Annotated in this window: 19 protein-coding genes; all 19 read left to right on the forward strand. The window is 51.9% G+C overall.

Features of this window, described 5'->3' with window-relative positions:
* The first annotated feature begins 2 nt into the window (after positions 1 to 2).
* The gene (locus EVJ34_RS12995) at positions 3 to 803 is read left to right on the forward strand and encodes an ABC transporter permease (protein ID WP_131485882.1); all 801 of its coding nucleotides are present in this window, start codon (positions 3 to 5) and stop codon (positions 801 to 803) included.
* Positions 790 to 1,509, forward strand: coding sequence for an ABC transporter ATP-binding protein (locus EVJ34_RS13000; protein ID WP_131437704.1), 720 nt, complete (start codon positions 790 to 792; stop codon positions 1,507 to 1,509). Before EVJ34_RS12995 ends, EVJ34_RS13000 begins: the two co-directional genes overlap by 14 nt.
* A 63-nt stretch (positions 1,510 to 1,572) precedes the next feature.
* A complete protein-coding gene (locus tag EVJ34_RS13005) occupies positions 1,573 to 3,033 on the forward strand; it encodes an MDR family MFS transporter (protein WP_131485883.1) in 1,461 nt (486 codons plus the stop codon).
* Positions 3,034 to 3,068: 35 nt separating this feature from the next.
* Positions 3,069 to 4,178, forward strand: coding sequence for a PQQ-dependent sugar dehydrogenase (locus tag EVJ34_RS13010; RefSeq protein ID WP_236636713.1), 1,110 nt, complete (start codon positions 3,069 to 3,071; stop codon positions 4,176 to 4,178).
* A gap of 94 nt (positions 4,179 to 4,272) precedes the next feature.
* Complete coding sequence (locus tag EVJ34_RS13015; RefSeq protein ID WP_161568920.1) at positions 4,273 to 5,472, forward strand: M48 family metallopeptidase; 1,200 nt, start codon at positions 4,273 to 4,275, stop codon at positions 5,470 to 5,472.
* Between the two features lie 107 nt (positions 5,473 to 5,579).
* A complete protein-coding gene (locus EVJ34_RS13020; protein ID WP_131485885.1) occupies positions 5,580 to 7,328 on the forward strand; it encodes a sensor histidine kinase in 1,749 nt (582 codons plus the stop codon).
* Positions 7,325 to 8,032: a response regulator transcription factor gene (locus EVJ34_RS13025; protein ID WP_131485886.1), complete on the forward strand. Its 708-nt coding sequence runs from the start codon at positions 7,325 to 7,327 to the stop codon at positions 8,030 to 8,032. Before EVJ34_RS13020 ends, EVJ34_RS13025 begins: the two co-directional genes overlap by 4 nt.
* Positions 8,033 to 8,047: 15 nt before the next feature.
* Positions 8,048 to 8,761: a purine-nucleoside phosphorylase gene (deoD, locus tag EVJ34_RS13030; RefSeq protein WP_131437714.1), complete on the forward strand. Its 714-nt coding sequence runs from the start codon at positions 8,048 to 8,050 to the stop codon at positions 8,759 to 8,761.
* 141 nt (positions 8,762 to 8,902) lie between these two features.
* The gene (locus EVJ34_RS13035; protein ID WP_131485887.1) at positions 8,903 to 10,060 is read left to right on the forward strand and encodes an MFS transporter; all 1,158 of its coding nucleotides are present in this window, start codon (positions 8,903 to 8,905) and stop codon (positions 10,058 to 10,060) included.
* A gap of 90 nt (positions 10,061 to 10,150) precedes the next feature.
* Entirely contained in the window at positions 10,151 to 11,536 is a 1,386-nt protein-coding gene (locus tag EVJ34_RS13040; protein WP_131485888.1) for an aldehyde dehydrogenase, read from the forward strand.
* A gap of 172 nt (positions 11,537 to 11,708) precedes the next feature.
* The gene (locus tag EVJ34_RS13045; protein ID WP_131485889.1) at positions 11,709 to 12,419 is read left to right on the forward strand and encodes a Crp/Fnr family transcriptional regulator; all 711 of its coding nucleotides are present in this window, start codon (positions 11,709 to 11,711) and stop codon (positions 12,417 to 12,419) included.
* A 259-nt stretch (positions 12,420 to 12,678) separates the two neighbouring features.
* Positions 12,679 to 12,798, forward strand: a complete 120-nt coding sequence (locus EVJ34_RS13050; protein WP_236636714.1) for a cytochrome c oxidase subunit 2A — start codon at positions 12,679 to 12,681, stop codon at positions 12,796 to 12,798.
* A 21-nt stretch (positions 12,799 to 12,819) separates the two neighbouring features.
* On the forward strand, positions 12,820 to 13,290 hold the full coding sequence (locus tag EVJ34_RS13055; protein WP_131437724.1) for a cytochrome c oxidase subunit II: 471 nt from the start codon (positions 12,820 to 12,822) through the stop codon (positions 13,288 to 13,290).
* On the forward strand, positions 13,291 to 14,976 hold the full coding sequence (locus EVJ34_RS13060; protein ID WP_131485891.1) for a b(o/a)3-type cytochrome-c oxidase subunit 1: 1,686 nt from the start codon (positions 13,291 to 13,293) through the stop codon (positions 14,974 to 14,976). It begins immediately after the preceding gene.
* A gap of 52 nt (positions 14,977 to 15,028) precedes the next feature.
* A complete protein-coding gene (locus tag EVJ34_RS13065) occupies positions 15,029 to 15,634 on the forward strand; it encodes a kinase (protein ID WP_131485892.1) in 606 nt (201 codons plus the stop codon).
* A gap of 126 nt (positions 15,635 to 15,760) precedes the next feature.
* The gene (locus EVJ34_RS13070) at positions 15,761 to 16,153 is read left to right on the forward strand and encodes a GntR family transcriptional regulator (RefSeq protein ID WP_131485893.1); all 393 of its coding nucleotides are present in this window, start codon (positions 15,761 to 15,763) and stop codon (positions 16,151 to 16,153) included.
* A complete protein-coding gene (locus EVJ34_RS13075) occupies positions 16,131 to 16,811 on the forward strand; it encodes an ABC transporter ATP-binding protein (protein WP_131485894.1) in 681 nt (226 codons plus the stop codon). The genes EVJ34_RS13070 and EVJ34_RS13075 overlap by 23 nt, the downstream gene beginning before the upstream one ends.
* The gene (locus tag EVJ34_RS13080; protein WP_131485895.1) at positions 16,808 to 17,608 is read left to right on the forward strand and encodes a hypothetical protein; all 801 of its coding nucleotides are present in this window, start codon (positions 16,808 to 16,810) and stop codon (positions 17,606 to 17,608) included. Before EVJ34_RS13075 ends, EVJ34_RS13080 begins: the two co-directional genes overlap by 4 nt.
* An 11-nt stretch (positions 17,609 to 17,619) precedes the next feature.
* Positions 17,620 to 18,705, forward strand: coding sequence for a hypothetical protein (locus tag EVJ34_RS13085; RefSeq protein WP_131485896.1), 1,086 nt, complete (start codon positions 17,620 to 17,622; stop codon positions 18,703 to 18,705).
* Positions 18,706 to 18,714: the final 9 nt, after the last annotated feature.

The following is an 18,714-nucleotide window of genomic DNA, read 5'->3' on the forward strand; positions in this document are numbered from 1 at the left end:
TGATGCTGTGGCGGATCGAGTGGTCGCGCACGTTACGTCAAAAAGAGAGTTATGTCTTCCTGTTCACCTGGATGGTGACACTCGTGCTGCTCGGCGGTCTCGGGCAAGCACTGCCGGTGGCGACCGCCTACACGAACATCAACGCGACATTGCTCACCATCATCGGCCTCGTCTTGCCCCTGTTCGTCATGTTGACGACGGCGCTCCAGTGGGGGGGAGAACGGGAGTCGAAACGGTTGCGACTATTGACGACGTACCCGCTATCGATGTTTCGACTCGTCTGGATGCGTTACAGCGCCTTTCTCACGACGCAGGCTTTGATTGTCACGCTCGCCTATGCGCTCTCGTCATTCTTCGTATCGATGCCTCTCAAGACGTGGGTCGTCCTATGGGCATATTCGTTTGGCCTCATCGCGTATGGTACGGCGCTCGGGACATTCGTTGGCGTCATCGGCCGAAATCGGCTTCAAGCCGTCCTCATGTCTTTCCTCGTCTGGATTGTCATGATTTTATTATGGCCGACGGTGCTCGTGAGTGTCATCGCGTGGATGCCGTACGGGGTTCAGGCGGAAGCGATGGTCGGTGCCCTTTTCTTGAACGGATTCGAGCTGTTGCGAGTCTGGGTGAGTGCAGTATTGGCGGCCCCCGATTTGTTCGGGGCCATCTATGAGACGTTTATTGGTTGGCTCGACGGCCCGGTCGGTACGGCCGTCGTCGGTGCGACGATCGTCGGGGTCATTCTCAGTCTATTGGGCGCGGCGGCTTGGTGGTTAAGATGGGAGGGACGACATGATTCAGCTTAATCAAGTAGGGAAACGCTACGGCGAGTCATGGGCGCTCCATCCGCTTGATGGAATGATTGCTTCAGGTCAGATCGTCGCTTTATGTGGCAGCAACGGTGCTGGGAAGTCGACGCTGTTGAATCTCATGAACGGCACGATTTCCCCAAGCGTCGGGAGCGTGTCCTTGAACGGTCTGACAATCGATGACGGCAAGGCGTACCATCAGACGTTTGGATACATGCCAGACGACTTTGCGTTCGACCCGTCTTGGACCGTCGGTGAAACCTACGCCTACTACGCATTATGGCAAGGTGTGAAGCCGGATTTGGCACTATTGAAGCGCGTCGGTCTCGACGGATTGAGAAGTCAGGACGTCGGGAAGTTGTCAAAAGGGATGCGTCAACGTCTCTTGCTGGCGCAGGCGCTCGTGACGAAACCAGACATCCTACTCCTCGATGAACCGACGAACGGACTCGATCCGACTTGGATGCGTCTGCTCGGTGGCCTGTTGCGGGAAGAAGCTGAGCGCGGGGCGACGATTGTCTGCTCGACGCACCAGCTCGACGTTGCGGCGATGCTCGCTGACGAGGTATGGATGCTCAAGGGTGGTCAGCTCGCGGGTCGTGTCGTCGTAACAGACGAAGCGTTGGCCTACGCTGAAATCAAACGTTTCTTTTTTGAATCGGAAGTTGAGGCTTGTCAAACGGTCGTCGCTCGCACAAAATAATAGATAGTTGAAGTGGTGCTCGGAACCTTCCGGCACCACTATTTTGTTGGGGAGATGAAACAAATGAGAAAGAATGTTACGGTCGCGCTGTTGTTGGCGACTTTTTTAGCGGCGATTGAAGGGACGGTCGTCTCCGTCGCGACGCCGGTCATCGCGAGTGAATTGAACGGGGCCGCCCTCGTGAGCTGGGTGTTTGCCGCCTTCTTGCTGTTCACGGCGGTATCGACACCAATCTATGGGAAGGTGGCCGATTTGTTCGGCCGCAAGCGTGTCCTGTTATTCGGGATCGGGCTGTTCACAATCGCCTCACTTCTTTGCGGACTTGCCACATCGATGGAACAACTGATTGTCTTCCGGGCGCTTCAAGGGCTCGGCGCCGGTGCGGTCTTACCGATTTCGATGACGATTATCGGTGATTTATATAAATATGAAGAGCGCGGCAAGATTCAAGGGATTTTGAGCGCGGTGTGGGGCGTATCGGGCGTGCTCGGTCCGGTCATCGGCGGTTTCTTGGTCGAGACGTTGTCTTGGCGCTACGTCTTCTTATTGAACGTACCGTTCGCGCTCTTATCGTTCATCATGATCATTGTCTTCTATAAAGAGACGGTGACGGAGACGACGGAGCGGATTGACGTCAAAGGAGCGCTGTTGTTCGCGTTTGGGACGACGGCATTCTTATATGGATTGATCACGTTCAGCGAGACGAACGTCTGGACGCCGTCGATTATCGTCAGTGCCGTTTTCAGCGTCATCTTGCTCACCAGTTTCTTCTTATCGGAACGACGGGTGAAGACACCGTTGTTGCCACTCGAATTATTGAAACAACCAATCATCGCGTCCATCAACGGGGCCGTCTTCTTCGCGGCGTGGGTGCTCGTGTCAATGTCGGCCTATATCCCGATTTGGGCACAGGCCGTCCTTGGGAAATCAGCGACGGAAGCCGGATTCATGCTCATGCCGCTCTCGGTCGCATGGACGTTCACGTCAATCATTGGCGGTCGCACGCTCGGGGCAGCATCCCCACGCCGTCGGGCCGTCACGGGGATGAGCCTGCTCTTGATTGGGACGATCATGTTGACGCTGCTCACGCAATCGAGCCCAGACCTTTTCGTCTATCTAGCCGTGGCAATCATCGGGGTCGGTTTCGGCTTATCACAGCCGATGTTCATCGTCGTCTTACAGACGGTTGTATCGTATCGTCAACGTGGTACCGCAACGGCGGCGAACTCATTTTTGAGCACCGTCGGTCAGACGCTCGGTGTTGCCGTGTTTGGTGCCGTGTTCAACTTCATCGTACTCAGCGGTTTCCGTGACGAGGCCGGGTTAAGCGGTGTGTCGCTCGAGTCGTTCTTCAATCGAAGTGTCACCGAGACGTTAGACGCCACGGTCCGGCTCCAAGGCGAGCAACTCATCGCCACAGGATTGAACACCGTCTTCATCGGAGCGGCACTCGCGGCGTTCATCGCGCTGTTGATCGCGCTTCGCTTACCGGCTAGCCCACCCGAACCTTCACGCGACAACTAAAGACACGGTATGATGGTGAAAAGGAGGCGATCATGTTGAAACGATGGATCCTCATATTGTCACTCGCCGTATTGGCAGGTTGTGCATCGGAACCTGCTGACGCACCGGAACCAGAAGAGGCACCGGTCGAAGAGTCGACCGAAGAAACGCCTGCGGGCGACACTCCTGTCGAAGAGGAAGCGCCGGAAACAGACGGTTCGTTGACAGTCGGTTCGAGCGAATCTGTCGTCGAGCAATTGGACGTACCGTGGTCGATGATCAGGACCGATCAAGGATGGCTCATCTCGGAACGGGGTGGCACGATCGCCGTCATTGATGCGGAAGGGAACCTTGACCGACAACCGGTCGTCCTCGAAGAAGACGTGCTCGAAATCGGGGAGGGTGGTCTACTCGGCCTGGCCTTGGCGGAAGACTTCGCGACATCTCGACAAGTGTACGCCTATCACACGTACGGGACACCCGGGGACGTACGTAACCGGGTCGTCGAATTGACGTGGGACGGGGAACAGTTTCAAGAGACGGCAGTCGTACTAGATGACATCCCAGGCGCCCAGTTCCATAACGGAGGCCGGTTGTTGCTCGATGGCGACGCACTTTGGGTCACGACGGGAGACGCCCTCGTTCCGGATCTCGCTCAGGACGAGACGTCAATTGCCGGAAAAGTGTTACGGGTGCCGTTATCAGGAGCAGGCGAGCCGACCGATTGGATTTATTCGTCGGGTCACCGTAATCCTCAAGGGTTGACGCAAGTCGAGGACACGCTCTATGCGAGTGAACATGGAGCGTCCGGCCATGACGAAGTGAACATCCTTGAAGAGGGCAATAACTATGGCTGGCCGCTCATCGAGGCAGATCAAGAACGAGACGGGCTCGAGACACCGTGGTTCGAGGTCGGAGAGACGTCGTGGGCCCCGTCGGGAATCGAGGCGGATGATCGTTACGTGTACATGGCGACGCTTCGTGGGAATCGCCTTGTTGCCATCGACCGAGAGACGAAAGAGGTCACTCCGCTCGTCGAGGATAGAGGGCGCATCCGTGACGTCTGGTTAGGCGACGGAGAACTCTACTTCATCACGAACAACACAGACGGACGCGGGAATCCGAGCAATGAGGACGATCAACTGTATCGCTTGACCATCGAATAGAAACTGACATCTGTGTCAGTTTCTATTTTTTTGTTGTCGATATCCAATTATCCGGTATAATGGACTTCATATGGAAAATGAAGGGGAAATTTACATGAAACAATCGCAATTGGTACATAAGAACGAAAAATTGTATTTTGGATTACTCGTCGCAGCCAGCGTGTTGACGGTAATTTTAGGAATTGTCTTCACGATCGCCTCGCTCGGCATCTTTTTATGGGTGATCGTCTCGATTTTGGCGTTGTCGCTGTTCACGCACTGGCTTCAAATCGGATATATTCGCACGAACGGCGTCAAAGTGACGGAGCGTCAATTCGCCGACTTGTATCAGACGTATCAGCGTGTCGGACAGGAAATGGGAATTCGTTTACTTCCGGACGTGTATATTCTTCAAGCCGGAGGCGTCTTGAACGCTTTCGCGACCCGTTTCTTCCAAAAAAACATGGTTATCTTGTATTCGGATATCGTCGAGTTGTCACGTGATGGGTACACAAAAGAAGTTGAGTTTGTCATCGCACATGAGTTGGCACACATTCGCCGTAATCACGTCCAAAAACAGTGGGCCATGATGCTCGGCGGCTGGATCCCGTTTTTAGGGTCAGCCTATTCACGTGCCTGTGAGTTTACGTGTGACCGTATGGCAGCTCATCATATTCAAGACCAAACGGCATCGAAACGTGCCCTCACGATTCTTGCCATCGGTGGGAAGTTAGCAAAAGAAGTGAGCGAGTTTGACTACTTATATGAAGCGAGCCGTGAGAACGGATTTATCGCCAAGCTGAGTGAGCTGTTATCGTCGCATCCGCCGCTCCCGAAACGGATCGCGGCCATCGCGACGAACGCGGGGGAAACGAACGTCCCGGTCTTCAAGACGGCCGGATATGTCAAAGGATCAATCATCAGCACAATCGTGTTGAGCGTGATTGTGAACGTGGCGATTGTCGCTTGGTTGTTCACGAGCGACGGATTGACGGGCTTCTCAGAAGGTTTTGGCTCGCTTGATACAATGACGGAAGAACCAATTCAAGAACTTGCCTATAACGATGCATCGTACGAAGAGTTCGCGGCATTGCTGGCAGACGGGGCCGATGTCAACACGCAAGATCTGTATGGGGATACGCCGCTCCATAACTTGCTATACAGGGAAGGCGCGGATATCGATACGATCGAACTGTTGCTCGAGAGCGGGGCTGACGTGTCCCTCGAGAATGAGGACGGGATGACACCGGCTGAGCTCGCTGCCGATTCGGGTCAACCAGCAGGGATTATCGAATTGATTCAATCGTATGAATGAACAGAGCGGTTTATGGCCCTGCATGTGGCCGTAGACCTTTTTAGTTCTAGGTGTTGCAAACGCTTGCATAAGCCGTGATATAATGACATCGAGGAGGCGATGCGTGGATGAGCATTCGGACGAAGCTGACGGGGATGATCGCGTTGACGATTATCGTCCCCGTCATTTTGGCGACGGTCATTTCGTTTTGGTACGTCAAAGACCGGGAGCGGGAACGGGGGCTTCAGCTCACCGAATGGTCGCTTGAGCGCGGGACGTTGCAGATGGAACGGTATGTCTCGGACTTGAGCCGTTTGCCGACAAGTCTGTATGCGAACCGTGACGTGCTCGATATTCTCGAATACGGGCCAGGGCTGTCACTTGAGCAGACCGAGCTCGAAGTACGACGGGCGCTCCTCGGGATGTATTTGTCCCGGGAAGACGTCGCCCAGATTCAATTGCTCATGCTCGAGGACATGGACTCGTTCGCCGCCTATAAAATGAAAGTGTCGCCGCGGTCGAAAAGACAACCGAGCGCGATTCAGCAGCAGTTGTTGAAGTACGAAGAGAGTCGCGTCCTGCTCGAGGCCTCACATCCGCTCGTGCCGTATCATGATTTCGGTCCGCTCGTCTCAGAAGAAGAGGTCGTCACGCTTCATTTCCGACTCGATAAAATCGAGACGGACCAGCCACTCGCGATTTTGTCGATTGATATCCCCGAGGACGTCTTCACCGGCCAGCTCGCCTCGCTACAGAATAACCCGAGCGAGAGTCTCTGGTTCATCGGGGGCGGCAATCAAGTCTTTGCTCAACTCGGGGATGGCGAGATTCCGCAGAACGTATCGACGAACTCGCTGTCGAGCGATGGGAAGCACCACCGCATCGTCAAATCGTTCGAGTTTGAAAATCAGACGTTTTACGTCGGGAAATCGATTCCGGATCGTCTGTTGACCGAGCCGGCTTCACGTACGTCGTTCATCGTTTTCGTCGTCGGGATGGTGTCGCTCGTGTTGGCGTTGATTGGTGCGACGTACGCATCGATGCGTTTGACGACGCCAATCAAGACACTCACCTCAAACATTTGGCGCATCGAACAAGGGGATATGACGGTTTCATTCGATTCCCTAGGAAATGATGAGTTCGGTGTGCTCGGTCGACAGTTTAAGCGGATGATTGAACGAATCGATGATTTGATTCAACGAGAATATCGCCTGGCGCTTGAAAATCGAACGAACGAGCTGAGAGCGCTCCAAGCCCAGACGAACCCACACTTCCTGTTCAACGCCCTACAGTCGATTGGGACGCTTGCCCTGAAAGGAGACGGCAAGACGGTGTATCGGTTGATTACCCAGCTCTCCTCGATGATGCGTTACACGATGCATCCGGACGAATCGATGGTGACGCTCAAACGTGAAGTCGACCATCTGAAGTCTTATGTTCGGTTGCAACAAGTCCGTTTTCCCGATCAATTTGAGATTGAGGTCGACGTGCCTGATTCGCTTCTCGACTTGACCGTCCCGAAGATGATTTTACAGCCGCTTGCTGAGAATTTCTTTAAGCACGGGTTCGAACGGGATGGCGCGACAGCATCGAACCGCTTCTCGGTCCGGATTCACCAAGTGGGACCTGACCTCGTGATTCGATGTGAGAATAGCGGACGAGACATAGCGGACGAAGAGTTGGCGCTGTTAAAAGAACGGATTGAGGTGTCGACCCAGCCTTTGAATGGGACAGAAGGTACCGGTTTAAAGAACATTCGGGATCGACTCATGTTAAACTATAATCGGGAGGCTCAGTTTATGTTGGCTACACCAGAGACAGGCGGATTTCGTATTGTCATGCGTTTCCCGGCCGTGAAGGAGGCGGATGCGTCATGACGAAAGTATTGATCGTCGACGATGAGTCGCCGGTACGGGAAGCGGTGAAACTGCTCGGGGAGTGGGAGCGACTCGGTGTCACGAAATTGATTGAGGCGCAGGACGGGGAAGAAGCGAAACGAATCATCGCCAAGGAACGGCCGGCTTTGGTTTTATCGGACCTGCAGATGCCTCGATGTAACGGCATCGAGTTGATGGAATGGGTTCATCAGGAAGCTGAGACGACTAAGCTGATCGTGTTGACGGGCTATGACGAATATTCGTACATGCGTCGTGCGATTCAGCTCGGTAGTTTTGATTACTTGCTGAAGCCGATTGACCCAGACGTCTTGAACGAGACGCTCGCACGCGCTCTCGCGGACGTCACTCCTGACGAAGACGATCCGATTCTACAGATTGGCGCGTTCATCGAACGCCATTATGCGGAAGAACTCAGCTTACAAGGGATGAGCGAGCGCTTTTACTTGAGCCGCGAATACATATCGCGTCGCTTCAAACAGCAGTACGGCGTCAACTTATCCGAATACTTGCTGTCGATCCGAATGCTCGAGGCGAAACGTCTCCTTGAGACGAGTAGACAACGTATTTATGAAGTCGCCCAAGCGGTCGGCTTTTCGGATGATAAATATTTCCGGAAAGTCTTTAAAAAACAAGTTGGCATCACTCCCAATGAATATCGGGAACAGTGCCAACGACTATCTTGAAGGAGGAATTTAATCATGAGTGTACACATTGGGGCAGAACCAGGACAAATCGCAGAAACGGTATTATTACCAGGAGACCCGCTTCGCGCGAAATATATCGCGGAAACGTTCCTCGAGGACGTCGAGCTATACAACGAGGTCCGTGGGATGTATGGTTTCACAGGGACATATAAAGGAAAACGCATTTCGGTCCAAGGGACAGGAATGGGCGTTCCATCGATGTCGATTTACGTGAACGAATTGATTATGTCATACGGCGCGAAAAACTTGATCCGTGTCGGTACGGCTGGCGGGATTCAAGAAGATGTCAAAGTACGTGACGTCGTCATCGCCATGAGTGCATCGAGTGAGATGGGTCAAAACCGCGTCCGTTTCAACGGGATGGATTATGCACCGACAGCGACGTTCGACCTCCTACATCGTGCGTATATGAATGCTGAAAAAGCCGGCATCCCGGTCAAAGTCGGTCAAATCTTCACGGCCGACCAGTTCTACCAAGATGATTTCCACCATTTCAAAAAGTGGGCCGACTTCGGTTGCCTCGCGATCGAGATGGAAGCCGCAGGCCTCTACACACTCGCTGCGAAACATAAAGTGAACGCGTTGACGATTCTTACGATCTCGGACCACTTGTTGACAGGTGAAGAGACGACATCGGAAGAGCGTCAATCGACGTTTGACGAAATGATCCGTGTCGCACTCGACACAGCGGTCGAAGTCACAAACTAATGAACACGCCTTACAGACCAATGGTTTGTAAGGCGTTTTTGTGTCCGCACGCTTTCTCGTGTATACAAAGTGAAACCGGCAGGCTAGACTGAAGCTGAAACGAACAGTTCAAACATCGAGCTGTACGAAGGAGTTGTGATCATGAACAAAGCATCCGCTTTTGTCATTTATAGTATCGTCTTTTTCGCTTTCTTTGATTTATTCGCCCAACTTCCCGTCATGAGCACGTTCGCGACATCGGTCGGAGCGACACCGTTCATCGCCGGACTCGTCATCGCCATCTATTCGTTGTCGAACACGTTCGGGAACATTTTGTCCGGCATTTGGACCGACCGGATTGGTCCAATTGTCATTTTGCTCGTCGGTCTCGGGCTATCGAGCCTCAGTCTAATCTCATATCACCTCGTCGATTCATCGACGACGCTTCTCATCGTCCGGATTGTGCACGGCTTTGTCGCCGGCTTGATCGTCCCGGCCGCGTTCACGTTGTCTGCCAACTTGACCGCCGCGAACCGTCAAGGTAAAAAAGTGGCGTTGACCGGTAGTTTTGTCGGTTTGGCAGCCATCGTTGGTCCGGCGTTCAGCGGGATCATGGCGAGCCAGACGACCGTACCCGTCGTCTTCACGTACGTCGCGCTGTACGGGGCAGCGGTCGCGTTCCTCGCATTCGTCTTTTTGCGCCCGTCGACGTTAACAGTTGAAACTTCCCATCGTACAGATGAAGAGCCGTCGCGCCTCGATCGTGACGTCGTGAAGGCGTATATCGGCGCTTTCCTGTTGATGTTCTCACAAGGGGCGCTCGCGTACTTGCTTCCCTTATACGTGCAGTCACTCGGGTATGACTCTCGTCTGAGCGGGACGTTGCTCAGCACGTTCGGCATCATGGCGGTGCTCGTGTTTGTGTTGCCGACGAACCGTTTGTTCGATCAAATCGAACCGGCGAAGCTCGGGGCACTCGGTGTCGGGATTCTCGGGGTGAGTCAACTGTTGATCGGCCGGGCTGAGACGTCGGGTCTTCTGTACGGCGTGCTCGCCTTGTATGGCGTCGGGTTCGCGATTTTATTCCCGGCAATCAATACGATGTTGATTAAAGCGACGAATCAAGCTAATCGGGGCAAGTCGTACGGCTATTTTTATGCCTTCTTCTCGCTCGGAACGGTGACGGGATCGGCTTTTTTAGGCTGGCTCTCCATCTCGGTGACGCAAAAATTTACGGTAACCGGAGGCATCTTGCTCGCCGCTGGCTTGATTCTCGTCGTCATGCAGAAAACGAAAAAACGTGACGTGCCTGTCAGATAGACTGGACGTGTTTCGAAGGTTCAAAATGGTCGATGGGTAATAGGAAATGATAAGATGAAGCTAGCGCTATCATCCAAGGGAGGCAGATTTATGCTCGCACCAATCGAACAGTTGACCATTGAAGAGCTCATTCGTAAACAACGTCGCTTCTTTCGGACGCAAGCGACCAAGTCGCTCGCATTCCGTCTCAGCATGTTGACGTTTTTAAAAGAATCAATCAAGCATCATGAAGCAGAGATTCTTCAAGCGTTGGAGCAGGATTTGAACAAATCAGAACTCGACGCGTTCACGACGGAAATCGGTTTTGTCTATGACGAGATTACACGGACGACGCGTGAGTTGAAGCGTTGGATGCGGCCGAAACGTGTCCGTGGCGCCGCGATCCATCTCGGAACGAAAAGTGAGGTCATGTATGAACCTTATGGCACGGTATTGGTGATCGCTCCGTGGAACTATCCGTTTCAGTTGGCGATCGCGCCGCTCATTGGAGCAATCGCCGCAGGGAACACGGCCGTCGTCAAACCTTCAGAATTGACACCGAACGTCGCCCAAATGATTACAAAAGTGCTCGAACGGGCGTTCACTGACCGCTACGTCGTCAGCGTCGAAGGGGACAAGGACGTTGCGTCCGAGTTGCTTGCCCAAAAGTGGGACCATATCTTTTTCACCGGGTCGACACCGGTCGGTAAAATTGTCATGGAAGCGGCGGCGAAACATTTGACGCCGGTCACGCTTGAACTCGGCGGGAAATCGCCGGCAATCGTCCATGACGATGCCAATATCGAGATTGCTGCGAAACGGATTGCCTGGGGCAAGTGGATGAACGCTGGACAGACGTGTGTCGCTCCGGACTATGTCCTCGTCCATGAATCAAAACGCGAGGCGTTCCTCGAAGCGATTAAACGCGAGGCGTTCACGATGTTTGGGAACGGTGTCGGGACAAAGCGGTTCACACGGATTGTCAATGCGACACACTTCGACCGCCTGACCGGATATTTGACCGAGGGCGACGTGTTCTTCGGAGGCCAGACCGACCGCGATCAATTAAAAATCGCCCCGACCGTGTTGACGGATATCGAAGAAAACGCGAACGTCATGAAGGATGAAATCTTTGGGCCGATTTTACCGGTGCTCACGTATCGTCAACTCGACGACGTGATCGACTTTGTCGGAGCACGTCCACACCCGCTCGCGCTCTATTTGTTCACAGAGACAAAAACGGTCGAGCAGACGGTGATGAAGCACCTCACGTTCGGCGGAGGCTGTGTCAATGATGTCCTCATGCATTTGACCAACCCGAACCTTCCGTTCGGTGGAGTCGGTGAGAGCGGTATGGGCTCGTATCACGGTCGTTACAGCTTCGAGACGTTCAGTCACGCCAAATCGATTTTGCGCAATACGACGAAATTTGATTTACCGGTTCGTTATCCAAACTTTAAAGGGGCCGAGAAGTTGATTCGACTCGTCTACCGATGATTGGATTGGACTGCAGGCTTCCTGCAGTCTTTTTTTGTGAACGAAAACATGAGAAGATTGTTTGAAATGTCACATACTTTTATGAAAATGTCCATTTTCCTCCTGTATAATAAAGCCATAGATCACGCACGAGGCCTGATTAGGCATGAGACCAGTGGAGGGAGCAGACAACATGACTATGAAATGTGGGACGACCCAACCGAACAGCTTCGTTTTTTCAGAAGAGACGAAACAGCTATTATTCGAGATGATGACGTTTCAAGAATATTCGAAAGCAAGTATCGTTTGTTGGGAAGGCGAAAAATGCAGTAAATTCTTTTACTTGAAGAGCGGTACCGTCAAATTCACGAAGCTGACGAAAAAAGGAAGCTCGCTCATCATGTTCATATACGGAGTTGACGATTTCTTTGGAGAGTTCGATATCGATGAGGTGTTCCCAAGCTCATATAGTATCGAGACGACTGAAGACAGTGTCATCGGATGGATTTCGAAACAAGAGATGGACGAGCTCGTTCGTCAAGATGCGCAACTGGCCTCGGAGGTGTTGCGTTGGACGTCGATGATGCGTAAACAGTCCGAGATGAAACTACGTGACTTGTTGCTCTACGGGAAGCCAGGTGCGCTCGCCTCGACGTTGCTTCGCATGGCGGCGATGCACGGCGTGGAGGAGCAGGAGGGGATCGTCGTCCCGAAACATCCATCTGACGGCGAACTCGGTCAATTGATTGGTGCGCCTCGAGAAACGGTCAATCGAATGATGAACCAGTGGCGTAAAGAAGGTGTGTTGACGACGACTCCGACGTCGATGGTGTTGCATGACATCGATTTCTTAAAAGAACTATGTTATTGCGAAGGCTGTCCCGCAGGCATTTGTCGGCTTTGATGTGCTATTTGTCTATCCGTTTTGTAGAGGATCAGACAATTCGTGTTGTCACAACATAAGAGAAGAAACGGGTGATTGGACCGACCGATATCGGAGCAATCGCCTTTTTTTTATGCCTATTTTCTAAATGTGAACTTTATGTGTGAAAACTACGCGAATTTGATGTGATTGTCACTTTTGAAGTGACAAATGTCACATATTAATCCACGTCCCATTTCATACAATGAGAGTGGAAATCAAAGGGAAAGGGGTCCTTCACGTGGAGAAAAACGATGGACAAGAACCGAACTTAAAAGGCGCGTTCACATCGGTCATGATTGTCGCTGGCGTCATCATTGCCATGTGGTCGTCGGTCTTTTACTTATTTGTGACACGATAACGAGCAAGGGAGAGAAGCACGATGCATATTCATAAACTTGAGAAGTATTGGTTAGTATTCGGCATTATTCTATTAGGCGTCTTTTTGACAGTGCTCGGCATCTCTGCGTTCGCGGCAGGGAATCAGCCAGCCTCGGACGCTGATTTGATCGACCCGGCAAAAGTGCATCAAACCGCACCGTTCGACAAACCAGGGCTTCATCAGATCGGCGACAACGAGTATGAACTCGTCATGGTCGCTCAAGCGTTCACGTTCACACCGGGCAATGTGGAAATTCCAAAAGGTGCGAAAGTCACGTTTCTCGTCACCTCACCGGACGTCGTCCATGGGTTCCAGTTGACGGGGACTCCGGTCAACATGATGGTCGTACCCGGCCATATCAACTCGCTCACGTATACGTTTGATGAGGCAGGCGAGTTCTTGATTTTATGTAACGAATACTGTGGAACCGGACATCATATGATGTCGACAAAAATTAAGGTGGTGGACTAAATGAATGACGTAGCCTCAAAACTAAAGCAGTGGGAAATGGAGCGCGGCGTACCGGTACCGAGTATAGGTGCCAAAGAAGCACGCCTCGCATACGCCCACGTCGTCATCTCAGTCCTCGCCGTCTTGATTGGCGGTTTGGCAGGACTCATGCAAACGCTCATCCGGACAGGTGTCATTCCGGAAGTGTTCGGCTATTATCAATTGTTGACCGCACACGGAATCATGCTCGGTCTCGTCTTCACGACGATGTTCATCATCGGTCTTCTTTACGCGCTCCTCGCCAAGTCGTTCGGACGTTTTGAGTCGTTCCCGACCCGGGTCGCCTGGCTCGGATTTTGGATGATCATCGCCGGCGCCGTGCTCGTCACAATCATGGTGCTCGCCAATAAAGCGACTGTATTGTATACGTTCTACGCACCGCTCATGGCAGACCCGATTTTCTATATCGGTCTCGTCTTGTTCGTCGTCGGTACCTGGTTGTCTGCGTTCGCCATGTTCCGGATGTATGCCGACTACAAACGAGAGAATCCGGGCGTTCATCCGCCACTACCAGCGTATATGAGTATCATGACGATGCTCCTATGGGTCATCGCCACGCTCGGTGTCGCCGGAACGATTTTGTTCCAACTTCTCCCGCTCTCGCTCGGTTGGAAAGACATGGTCGGAATCGAGTTGTCACGGACGCTCTTCTGGTACTTTGGTCACCCGCTCGTCTATTTCTGGCTCATGCCGGCTTATATCGTCTGGTATACTGTCGTACCAAAAGTCATCGGCGGGAAGATTTTCTCGGATGCACTCGCGCGGATGGCGTTTCTCTTGTTCCTCTTGTTCTCGTTCCCGGTCGGTTTCCACCACCAGTTGACAGAGCCAGGGATTGATCCGTTTTGGAAGTTCGTTCAAGTCATCTTGACGTTCCTCGTCGTCATTCCGTCGTTCATGACGGCGTTCTCGCTGTTTGCGACGTTCGAGTTGCGCGGTCGCGCACTCGGTGCCCGCGGTCTATTCGGTTGGGTCAAGAAGATGCCGTATGGGGATGTCCGCTTCCTCGCGCCGTTCGTCGGGATGTTGTTCTTCATTCCGGCAGGTGCCGGTGGGATCATCAACGCGTCACACCAATTGAACGCGATGGTCCACAATACACTATGGGTCACGGGCCACTTCCATATCACAGTCGGGACGGCCGTCGCCTTGACGTTCTTCGGTACTGCGTATTGGCTCGTTCCTGTCCTTCGAGGTCGTACACTCACGAAATCGATGAACCGACTCGGATTGATTCAAACGGGAACGTGGGCGTTCGGGATGTCAATCATGTCTTATGCGATGCACATCTCAGGTCTACAAGGTAACCCGCGTCGGACTGGTCCAGCGACATACTTCTCGGACGCACTCACGCGCGAATGGATTCCGTACCATATCGCCATGGCGATCGGTGGGACGATTCTCTTGATTTCGGTCCTCATCTTCGTCTACTCGATGTTCAACTTGTCGTTCCTCGCGCCGAAAGGAGAAGAGGAGTTCCCGCTCGCTGAGACGGAAGAGGCAGCGATGGAGACGCCTCGTTTCTTCGAGAACTGGAAACTTTGGATCACTGTCACGTTCGTCTTGATCGCCTTCGCCTACACGATCCCGATTTGGCACTTGATTGAAAGTGCACCTCCGGGAGCGAAAGGTTGGGTGCTTTGGTAAACTGAAGTCAGCCCTAGCGGCTGACTTTTTTTTGTGGGAAGGGGATGAGGAGATGGACACCTTACGGGACACACTTCGCCAAGAATATGCCAAGCATCCACAAGACCGTCCGTTCATCGTGGCCATCGATGGCTTGAGCGGAGCCGGGAAGACGACGCTCGTCGAAAAGTTGCGCGGGACCTCATTGAATGAAGTGGTGCTACATATCGATGACTTCATCGTCGAACGACACCGGCGTTACGAGACGGGACAACCGGAAGCGGTGGAATATTATGCGCTGCAATGGGACGTCGACTTGCTCGTGGAGACGTTGTTCAAACCGCTTCACGAAGGGGAGACGACGCTGACGTTGCCATATTATGAACGAGACCGGGATGAGGTCATCATGCGAACGGTTGAGATTGCTCCGAACGCGCTCATCCTGATTGAAGGTATCTTTTTACTCCGTGACGAATGGTGCACTTATTTCGACTACGTCATCTATCTCGACTGTCCGCAAGAGGTCCGGTATGAACGTGTCCTGCATCGTGATACGTATATCGGCGACTTGTCGGAGCGGCTTGACAAGTATGAGCGCCGATATTGGCCGGGAGAAGCGCATTATCTCAAGACGGTCAATCCGAAAGCCAAAGCCGATCACATCATTCGATCTAGTTGACGCATCCGCATGAGCAGCGGATGCGTTTTTGTTTTGGAAAAAAACGGTTGACTCTGTTAGTGTACTATGGTGATAATACAGTTAGGTAGTGTATTAGTCGCATCATACACTTAGAGAGGTGACCACATGATTATACAATTCAACACGAGAGCTCCCGTCTACATCCAAGTCGTCGACCACTTCAAAAAGAAGATGGCGCTTGGTGAACTGCAGGCGGGCGAAGAGATGCCGTCGCGGCGAGAACTCGCGACCGAACTGAAAATTAACCCGAACACCGTCCAAAAGGCGTTCAAAGAGATGGAGGAACAACAATTGATTACGACCGAACGGAACCGTCCGAGCCGAGTGACGACGGATGAACATGTATTGAAACGCATCCGCACCGAGCTCGTCGATGAGGCGATCGCCGTCTTCGTCGAATCGATTCAAGAACTCGACGTCACGATGGATGAGCTTGTCGATAAAATCAAACGACAATACGGGGAGGGGAATCTCAATGATCGAAGTACTGGGAGTTAAGAAACGTTACCGCAAAAAACAAGTCATCGAAGATGTGTCGTTCACGGCTCAAAAAGGGGAAATCACCTGCCTGATCGGCTTGAATGGGACCGGGAAGTCAACCATTCTCAAAGGCATCATGGGACTGACACCGTTCGATCAGGGGACGGTGCTCGTCGACGGAAAACCGATCGATTTGAATCGCGTCGCGTTCGTACCGGACCACTCGACGTTCCCGATTCACTTCACGATTGAACAGTGCGAAGCGTTCATGCGCGACTTTTATCCAACGTTCGACCCGAAATTGTTCGCGCGTCTCGTCGACGAGTTCAAGCTGTTCCCGGAAGACAAGTTGAACGAGCTGTCGAAAGGGACGCTCGCCAAAGTGAACTTGGCGCTCGGGATCGCCCAAGACCCGGATTATTTATTGCTCGATGAACCGTTCTCAGGGATTGACGTGTTCTCAAAAGAACAAATCGTCGAGTTGTTCTCGAGTGACTTGATGGAAGACCGTGGCGTCTTGATTACGACGCATGAGATTGAAGATATTGAATACTTGGTCGACAAGGCTGTCATGTTGAATCGAGGACGGATCGCTCGAGAGTTCGACGTCGAGGACGTCCGCTTCATTCATGGGAAGTCGATTGTCGATGTCATGAGAGAGGAGTACGGGGCATGAATCTATTGAAATTGATTGGCTGGGAACTCGATCGCGTCAAAAAGATTTACGGGTTGTTGCTAGGGGTATTGATAACGATTCAATTCGGTTGGTTGGCCGTGTTTCTATGGCGGAATACAGTACTGAATGAAGAATACAGACGGGAAGGTCAAAGCTTGTTGGTAGTGTTTCATTCCTATCTCATGAGCACTCCTTACATTTTATCGATTGGGATTGGACTCATCGTGATGCTCGTCTTCAGTGGCTGGATTTGGTATCGAGAATTTTGGGGCCGTGGCACGTTCATGATGCGTTTACTGACGTTACCCACGAAACGGATTCAACTGTTCATCTCGAAATTCATCACGATCATGATGATGATTTTAGGGCTGATTGCCGTGCAATGGTTCGCGCTCGTTATCGAATATCAGATTTTCACGACATGGTTGGACGGACAGGGGATACGACAACAAGATACGTTCGCAGACATTCGACAATTAGATGTGTTCTCCCTTTTATATCCGACATCATTCGTCAATTTTATCATTCATGTGATGCTTATCGCTTTCGTCGTCTTAACAATCTTCACGTTCGTATTGGTGGAACGGAGTTTATGGCAACGAACAATCTTTTCTCCGCTCGTGTCCATCGCGCTCATCGGAGGCGTCCTCGCGATTCCGTCAACCATCTTTTATGTCATTGAACAATATTTGTTTATGGATGAGCTCGCACTCATCCTCGTTATAGGGTTTCTCTTCAGCGTTGCGACATTGACGATAATTGCGCGACAGTACTTACAAAAAAAATTAAGTGTGTGAGGTGAAGTGACATGAGACGTATACTGAATATCGTCGCTTTAGGCGCAATCATCGTAGCGGGAATCGGTACATATGCCGTCAATGGGGAACAAAACCAGGACGACTGGATGTTACACGTCGATTCGAACGAGGCCGTATGGAAAAATCGCGCGGTACGCCTCTCGGCTACTGATATGGATCAATCGGGTCAAGATGTAGAGGTGTCTATTGAAGGGAGTCGATTTGTCAATGGAAGTTATATTGACGAAGTCATGCAATATCGAAGCGATATCGGGGGACAAGACCGCTCGTTCGCTCGTGCTTTAAAGCAACTTAATTATGCGCAACAAATTAAAACGGAAGACGGCTATGTGGCTATCGGACAAAAAGGCCAAGACACGCTTGTATTATTGCAATCGAGAGACGGGAATATGGTCGAACGGACAGAGTTTCCTAACGTACAGTCGATTGTCGACAGTGGATGGGGCGGAATGTTTGTTTATGACGGTACTGTTCATATCGTGTATAACGAAAACTATGAACTGACGAATCAGCATGTAGCGGTGCTCGACGTTGCGACAACAACGATTGACACGAAAAAAATCGAACGTGATGGTGTGCTCATTGAATACGTGATGGGTGAAACGTGGGGATTCGCGTTAGGTGATGGTCAGCGAACGACAATCGGGAAAGACAATCGCTACATCCCGATTCAAGCGACACGCTTAGAGACGGTCGAGGCAGACGATGGTGAAGCATATTCAGAACATATGTCTTTATCTGGCTTATACGTCTACGACGTCGAAGAAAATCGGGTCGTTTCATTAGATGTTGAGCAAGAAGCGATTGCAACTAACGTATTCGGGGATACGTATCAGGCCCTTCTCGCCGATGGGACGGAGACGAATATCAACTTAAAAACGTTAACCGAAACGTCACGGACAATCATTCAAGACGAAGTCGGGACAGCAAGTTATTACGATGGGTTGCTTTACCATGTGAGTCCGACAGAAGATGGGGCCAAAGTCGATGTCTATGACGGAGCCGACCTCGTCTCAGAGGCGACCGTGACAGGGAAAGAGGTCAATCCCGACTCATTCCAATACTATGTCTATTAAAAAAGAGGC

It is taken from the genome of Exiguobacterium sp. SL-9 (genome assembly GCF_004336985.1).
Classification (GTDB): Bacteria; Bacillota; Bacilli; order Exiguobacteriales; family Exiguobacteriaceae; genus Exiguobacterium.